The 1,804-nt window shown below is 51.6% G+C and carries 2 tRNA genes and 2 rRNA genes (1 of these 4 only partly in view); all 4 read right to left on the reverse strand.

Annotation, left to right across the window (positions count from 1 at the left end):
* Positions 1–1,168 (reverse strand): 23S ribosomal RNA (locus tag KPB06_RS34365) (its annotated part extends 283 nt beyond the left edge of the window); the annotation flags it as partial.
* A 299-nt stretch (positions 1,169–1,467) separates the two neighbouring features.
* A tRNA-Ala gene (locus KPB06_RS34370) sits at positions 1,468–1,543 on the reverse strand.
* Between the two features lie 38 nt (positions 1,544–1,581).
* A tRNA-Ile gene (locus tag KPB06_RS34375) sits at positions 1,582–1,658 on the reverse strand.
* A gap of 63 nt (positions 1,659–1,721) precedes the next feature.
* Positions 1,722–1,804 (reverse strand): 16S ribosomal RNA (locus KPB06_RS34380); the annotation flags it as partial.

Genomic DNA, 1,804 nt, shown 5'->3' on the forward strand with positions numbered 1-1,804 from the left:
AGCTCGCATCCGCAGCTTCGGTATATAGCTTAGCCCCGTTACATCTTCCGCGCAGGACGACTCGATCAGTGAGCTATTACGCTTTCTTTAAAGGGTGGCTGCTTCTAAGCCAACCTCCTGACTGTTTTAGCCTTCCCACTTCGTTTCCCACTTAGCTATATTTGGGGACCTTAGCTGGCGGTCTGGGTTGTTTCCCTCTTGACACCGGACGTTAGCACCCGATGTCTGTCTCCCGTGATTGCACTCTTCGGTATTCGGAGTTTGCTATGGCGGGGTAATCTGCAATAGACCCCCCAACCATGACAGTGCTCTACCCCCGAAGGTGAGACACGAGGCACTACCTAAATAGTTTTCGGAGAGAACCAGCTATTTCCAGGTTTGTTTAGCCTTTCACCCCTATCCACAGCTCATCCCCTAACTTTTCAACGTTAGTGGGTTCGGACCTCCAGTACGTGTTACCGCACCTTCATCCTGGCCATGGATAGATCACCTGGTTTCGGGTCTACGCCCAGCAACTGAACGCCCTATTCGGACTCGCTTTCGCTACGCCTGCCCTATACGGTTAAGCTTGCTACTGAACGTAAGTCGCTGACCCATTATACAAAAGGTACGCCGTCACCCCTTACGAGGCTCCGACTGTTTGTATGCATGCGGTTTCAGGATCTATTTCACTCCCCTCCCGGGGTTCTTTTCGCCTTTCCCTCACGGTACTGGTTCACTATCGGTCGATCACGAGTATTTAGCCTTGGAGGATGGTCCCCCCATCTTCAGACAGGATTTCACGTGTCCCGCCCTACTTGTCGCACACCTAGTTCTTTCATACTGTTTTCGCCTACAGGGCTATCACCTGCTATGGCCGCACTTTCCAGAGCGTTCGGCTAACAATACAAATAAAGAGTGCAAGGCTCATCCCATTTCGCTCGCCACTACTTTGGGAATCTCGGTTGATTTCTTTTCCTGCGGTTACTTAGATGTTTCAGTTCACCGCGTTCGCTTCGCATGGCCTATGTATTCAGCCATGGATACTCCATAAGGAGTGGGTTTCCCCATTCGGACATCTACGGATCAAAGCTCGTTTGCCAGCTCCCCGTAGCTTTTCGCAGGCTACCGCGTCCTTCATCGCCTGTGATCGCCAAGGCATCCACCACATGCACTTGTTCGCTTGACCCTATAACGAGTCTGTCTCATCTTTCGACGCTACAGTCGCTACAGGTTGAGTTCTCGCGTTGTGCCGTATTCCAATTGAGTCAAACTTAGAGTTCGAATCATCTTGAGATACATCGATACAATCACAACCCGGATAGTTTCCACGCCCATCTCAAGACGCTTCCGCTATCCAAATTACTTACTTCTTCCAGATTGTTAAAGAACGACAGCCGATACCTACTTCGTACCGCTCTGACTGGCTCAATCGCCAATGCAAAATTCTCGGTTCAGTGTCTGAACCAAGCCCTTAGCGTTGGTGATTGGTGGAGGCAGACGGGATCGAACCGACGACCCCCTGCTTGCAAAGCAGGTGCTCTCCCAGCTGAGCTATGCCCCCATGAGTACAGATTCCCTCAGGTACCTACCGCCAGACAATGGTGGGTCTGGTTGGATTCGAACCAACGACCCCCGCCTTATCAAGACGGTGCTCTAACCGACTGAGCTACAGACCCCTGAGTCTGTCTTTAATTTACAGCCGATAAGCGTGAGCGCTCAACTTCGCGAGATAGCTCTGGAAAGGAGGTGATCCAGCCGCACCTTCCGATACGGCTACCTTGTTACGACTTCACCCCAGTCATGAATCCTACCGTGGTGACCG

This window comes from Burkholderia semiarida, from assembly GCF_029268935.1.
GTDB classification, from domain to species: domain Bacteria; phylum Pseudomonadota; class Gammaproteobacteria; order Burkholderiales; family Burkholderiaceae; genus Burkholderia; species Burkholderia semiarida.